Here is a 5,332-nt window from a genome sequence, read left to right on the forward strand (position 1 = left end):
GGCGGTGTAGGCGCTGAACAGCACCAGCGCCGCAAGGCCGGCGGAGCCGATGGCATAGCCCTTGGTGACGGCCTTGGTGGTGTTGCCAACCGCATCCAGCGCGTCGGTGCGTTCCCGCACCTCGCCCTCGAGGCCCGCCATTTCGGCGATGCCGCCGGCATTGTCGGTGACGGGGCCATAGGCATCGAGTGCGACGACCATGCCGGCGAGCGCCAGCATCGAGGTGGCGGCGAAGCCGATGCCGATCACGCCTGCGAACTGGTAGGCGATGATCATGCCCGCGCAGATGACGAGCGTGGGCAGCGCAGTCGCCTCGAGGCTGACGGCGAGGCCCTGGATGATGTTGGTGCCGTGGCCGGTTTCCGACGCCTTGGCGATGGAGCGGACCGGGCGATAGTTGGTGCCGGTGTAATATTCGGTGATCCACACCATCAGGCCGGTGACGGCCAGACCCACCATCATCGACCAGAACAGGTCCATGGGCGTGAAGCCGCCGGAGCCGTCAGCCGCCTGGCCGCCGACAACCGCCGTCATGTCGGGGAAAATCAGCATGGTGGCGATGTAGAGCGCCGGGATGGAGGCGACCGCCGACACGATGAAGCCCTTGTAGAGCGCGCCCATGATGTTCTTCGACGAGCCGAGCTTCACGAAATAGGTGCCGAGGATCGAAGTGAGGATGCACACGCCCCCCGCCAGCAGCGGCAGCGCCATCAGCTGGCCGAGATATTGGCCGCCCACCAGAAGCGCCGTCAGCACCATCGTGGCGCCGACGGTGACGACATAGGTTTCGAAAAGGTCGGCCGCCATGCCGGCGCAATCGCCGACATTGTCGCCGACATTGTCTGCGATCACGGCGGGGTTGCGGGGGTCATCTTCCGGGATTCCGGCTTCCACCTTGCCGACGAGATCGGCGCCGACGTCTGCGGCCTTGGTGAAGATGCCGCCGCCAAGGCGGGCAAAGATGGAGATGAGCGAGGCGCCGAGCGCGAGGCTGACGAGGCTGTCGATCACCACGCGGTCGTCCACGGCGAAACCGAGCTGCCGGGTGAGGACGAAGAAATAGCCCGCGATGGCGAGCAGCGCGAGGCCCGCGACCAGCAGGCCGGTGACGGCCCCTGCGCGGAAGGCAAGCGTGAGGCCCGATTGCAGCCCCTGCCGCGCGGCTTCCGCGGTGCGGACATTGGCGCGAACCGAGATGTTCATGCCGATGAAGCCGGTGACACCGGACAGCAGCGCGCCGATCAGGAACCCGACCGCCGGATAGATGCCGAAGAACAGGTAAACCAGCACCAGCGCGACCACGCCGACGACGGCGATGGCACTGTACTGCTTCCTGAGATAGGCGCCGGCGCCTTCCTGGATGGCGGCGGCGATTTCCTGCATGCGCGGGTTGCCCGCCGGTGCGGCGAGCACCTGTCGCGTGGTCAACAGGCCATAGAGCACGGCCAACAGGCCGCACAGGATGGCGATCAAGACAAAATCCATCAGTCCCCTACCCTTTATTATCTGGGGCGCGCCCCCTCCCCAGGGATCGCGCCGGTTACGGGCCCTCCGACCAGATGCATCCCGAGGATGGGTCCGGCGAGTAGCGGGGTTGTGGCACCGTGGATGCCTGCGCGCAACCCGTCGCGCGGCGCGGGCGGCTCAGCGATGTTGATAGCCCAGCCGGGCGGGCCTGGCCCCGTCCAGCAGCAGATCCGCGCCGGGGCAAAGCGCGCCGATGCGGCTGACGGGCGTGCGGGCGGCGGCAGCCGCCGCCGCGACATCGGCGCGCGCCGATGCGGGTGCCGCGAACAGCAGTTCATAATCGTCGCCCATGGCGGCGAGGTCGTTGACGGGAACGCCCGTTCCGCGCGCCGCATCGCTGAGCGGGATGGCGGACGATTCCAGCCGGACGGCGAGGCCAGACGCCGCGCCGAGGCGGGCGGCATCGATGAGCAGGCCATCCGACACGTCCATCGCGGCGCTGGCGAGGCCCCGGAGGGCAAGGCCGAGGGCAAGGCGCGGGACGGGGCGGCGATAGCGTTTCAGCAGGGCCGCCTTGCCGGACGGGTCAGCCGCGACGGACAGGCCCTGCGCCACCCGGAGGCCCAGCCCGGCATCGCCGATCGTGCCCGACACCCAAAGATCATCGCCCCCGGCCGCGCCGCTGCGGGACAGGGCGCTGCCGGGCGGCAGCTGGCCGAGCGCCGTCAGCGACAGCACGCTGGCGGGGCCGGAGCGGATCGTGTCTCCGCCCAGCAGCGGCGTTCCGTGCGCGTCGAGGCATTGCATCAGCCCCTTGAGGAGCGCTCCGGCCCAGTCGGCGCCGCGCCCGTCGCCGATGCCTGCCCCCATCAGCACGCCGACCGGGCGCGCGCCCATCGCGGCCAGATCGGACAGGTTCACCGCCGCCAGCTTCCAGCCAATGTCGGCGGGCGGGCAATCCGGGGTGAAATGCACCCCTTCGGCCAGCATGTCGTGCGTGGCGACCAGATCCTGCCCCAGCGGCCAGCCGAGGACGGCCGCGTCGTCGGCAAGGCCGCGCGCGGCCGGATGCCGCGCCACGACCCTCAGCCGGGCGAGGAAGTCGGCCTCGAGATCCAGTTCAGCCTTCTCCGTCGCGGACGCTGCGGCCCAGACGGTCCAGCAGGGCGTTCACGAAGCCCGCTTCGCGCTTTTCATAGAAGGCGTGGGCGACATCGACATATTCGGAGACGACCGCCGCACGCGGCACATCGGGGCGGGCGACCAGTTCATAGGCGCCGGCGCGCAGGATCTGGAGCATCAGCCGGTCGAGCCGGTCCAGCGTCCAGCCGGATCCGAGGAAGCTGGCGACAAGGGCGTCCAGCTCGTCCAGCCGGGCGAGCGTGCCCGACACCAGATCGTCGAAGAAGGGCTGGTCGGCGGCCGACAGCTGCTCGCCCTCAACCTCGGCACCAAGGCGGTGATCATGGAATTCGGCGATCAGCCGCGCCTGCGGCGTGCGCGAGGAGGCATGCTGGTAAAGCGCCTGCACGGCGGCGAGCCGGGCGGCAGACCGGCGGCGGCGGGCATCCGCGGCGGGTGTGTTTTCGAGCGTCATGCCGCCGCCCTTAGCGCCAGCTTGTCCCTTTTGCGAGGCTTGAGCGCCGCCGCCGCCTTCGCCACGATGGCCGGCGGGAGAGAGACATGCTGACAAAGGCCGACGACTATCCGGTGCACCAGCGACCGGAGCCCATCGCCTGTGCGGGCACCGACCGGAATTTCTACGACCGCTATTTCTTCAATGCGCAGGCGCCGGACGGCAGCCGCTTCGTGGCGGCGGCGCTGGGCGTCTATCCGCATCTGAACGTGATGGATGCGGCGGTGTGCTGGATGGAAGGCGGCCGGCAGCGATCCATCTTCGCCTCGCGCCTGTTGGGCATGGAGCGGATGGATACGCAGGTGGGACCGGTTTCGGTGGAGGTGGTGGAGCCGCTGAAACGGCTGCGGCTGCGGCTGCAGGAAACCGAAGGTCTGTGCGCCGACCTGCTGTTCGAGGGGCGGCACGCGCCGATCGAGGAGCCGCGCTTCACCTATCGGCAGGGGCCACGCACCATCATGGACGTGACCCGGCTGACGCAGAATGTGGCGGTGTCCGGATCCGTCACGGTGGACGGGCAGCGGATCGGGGTGGACGGCTGGCGCGGCACCCGCGACCGCAGCTGGGGCGTCAGGCCCATCGGCGCGGCCGATCCGCAAGGGGTGGCGCCGCCGGTGCCGCCGCAATTCTACTGGATCTGGGCGCCGATCAACTTCGACGGCCATGCCCTGTTCTTCCATACGAACGACGACGGCGACGGCGTGGCCTGGAACCGATCCGCCGTGCTGGTGGATCTGGCGAGCGGGGCAGAAACGAAGCTGGCGGCCCCGGCCTATGCCATGCCCTATCGCCCGGGCACCCGCCGCGCCGCGACCGCGACGCTGACAGGGCAGATGGCGGGCGGCGAGGTGACGGTGCGGCTGACGCCCGAAGCCGAGTTCCACATGCACGGCATCGGATACGGCCACCCGAAGTTCGGCCATGGCGGCTGGCGCGGCGAACTGGATGTGCAGGCCGAGCATTTCGACGCTGCCGGGGCGGATGCGGCCAGCCCGCTGAACGCCCACCTGCAGGCGCTGGTGAAAGCCGAGCTGAAGCTGCCGGACGGGGCCACCCATCAGGGGCGCGGCGTGCTGGAGCAACTGTTCATCGGCCGCCATGCGCCTTCGGGCTTCCGCGAGCTGTTCGACCTTGCCTGAGGCGCGGCTGGCGACGCTGATGTCGCGCCTGTGGGGCGCGCCCGTCCGCGTGGACGAAGTGAGCCGCTTCCATGGCGGCGCCGCGCGGGAGACGTTCCGCTTCCGTGCGACCGCCGGAGAGCGGGCGGAGTGGCTGGTGATGCGGCGCGATCCGGCGGCAAGCCTGATCGACACCTCCCGCGAGGCGGAGTTCCATGCCATCGGCCGCGCCCATGCCGCCGGCCTGCCCGCGCCGGAACCCGTGCATCTGGACCCGGACGGCGCGGACCTTGGCTCCCCCGGGTTCGTGATGAAGGAGATTCCGGGCGGGCGGGCGGCTTCCCCCTTCGATCCGGAAGGCTATGGCGCGAACGCCGCCGAAACCGGGGTGGCGCTGTTCACCGCGCTGGGCCGGCTGCACGCCATCGTGCCGGATGCCGCCGACAGGGCCGCCCTGCCCTTTCAGGATGCCGCCGGGCGGCTGGCGCACTGGAAGGCGGAGATCGACCGGCACCGGCTGCGGCCGGAGCCTGTGGCGGACGCCGTCTGGCGCTGGCTGGCGGCCAACATCCCGGCGCCGTCCGGCCCGGCGGTGCTGGTGCATGGCGATTTCCGGTCCGGAAACTTTCTTGTCGATGCGGATAACCGCCTGCTCGCCATCCTGGACTGGGAAATGGCGCATGTGGGCGACGCGATGGAGGATCTGGCCTGGGTGATGGACCCGCTGTGGGGCCATGGCATGGCGGACGTGGTGGCCGGCACCTGCACCCGGGCGGAGGCGATCCGCGCCTGGGAGGCGGCATCCGGCCGGACGTTCGACCCGGCCGCATGGGCCTGGTGGGAATTGTTCTCGGCCTATCAGGGGCTGGCGATCTGGATCACCTCTGCCTTCGAGGTGGCGACGCAGCGGACGGCGGACCCGGCGATCCTGTTCGCGGCGCTGCTGCCCTATCGCTTCCACAACTGGCACGCCGCGCAGCTGCTGAAAGCGGCAAAGCAGCCGAAAGAGGTGCGGGCATGAGCCTTTCCAATCCCGAGGCGCTGGGCTGCTTCGCAATGGCGCAGGGCGTGATGGTGCTGCCGCCGCTGGGCGAAAGCTATGCCGGGAAAT

General features: G+C 70.0%; 5 protein-coding genes. 2 read left to right on the forward strand and 3 right to left on the reverse strand.

The window, feature by feature from the left end:
• From ACE3O8_RS08315 to nusB, 3 genes are all read right to left on the reverse strand, one after another.
• On the reverse strand, positions 1–1,485 hold a 1,485-nt coding region (locus ACE3O8_RS08315; protein WP_374388682.1), incomplete at its 3' end, for a sodium-translocating pyrophosphatase.
• A 159-nt stretch (positions 1,486–1,644) separates the two neighbouring features.
• A complete protein-coding gene (gene thiL / locus ACE3O8_RS08320) occupies positions 1,645–2,547 on the reverse strand; it encodes a thiamine-phosphate kinase (protein WP_374388683.1) in 903 nt (300 codons plus the stop codon).
• 40 nt (positions 2,548–2,587) lie between these two features.
• Positions 2,588–3,064 (reverse strand): transcription antitermination factor NusB, encoded by a 477-nt coding sequence (gene nusB / locus ACE3O8_RS08325; protein WP_374388686.1) that lies wholly within the window; start codon positions 3,062–3,064, stop codon positions 2,588–2,590.
• 86 nt (positions 3,065–3,150) lie between these two features.
• Here nusB and ACE3O8_RS08330 point away from each other — a divergent pair, with 86 nt between their 5' ends.
• A complete protein-coding gene (locus ACE3O8_RS08330) occupies positions 3,151–4,242 on the forward strand; it encodes a hypothetical protein (RefSeq protein ID WP_374388688.1) in 1,092 nt (363 codons plus the stop codon).
• 19 nt (positions 4,243–4,261) lie between these two features.
• A complete protein-coding gene (locus ACE3O8_RS08335) occupies positions 4,262–5,242 on the forward strand; it encodes a phosphotransferase family protein (RefSeq protein ID WP_374388690.1) in 981 nt (326 codons plus the stop codon).
• The last annotated feature ends 90 nt before the right edge of the window (positions 5,243–5,332 follow it).

The sequence above is a fragment of the Sandaracinobacter sp. genome (assembly GCF_041909755.1).
GTDB lineage: Bacteria > Pseudomonadota > Alphaproteobacteria > Sphingomonadales > Sphingomonadaceae > Sandaracinobacteroides.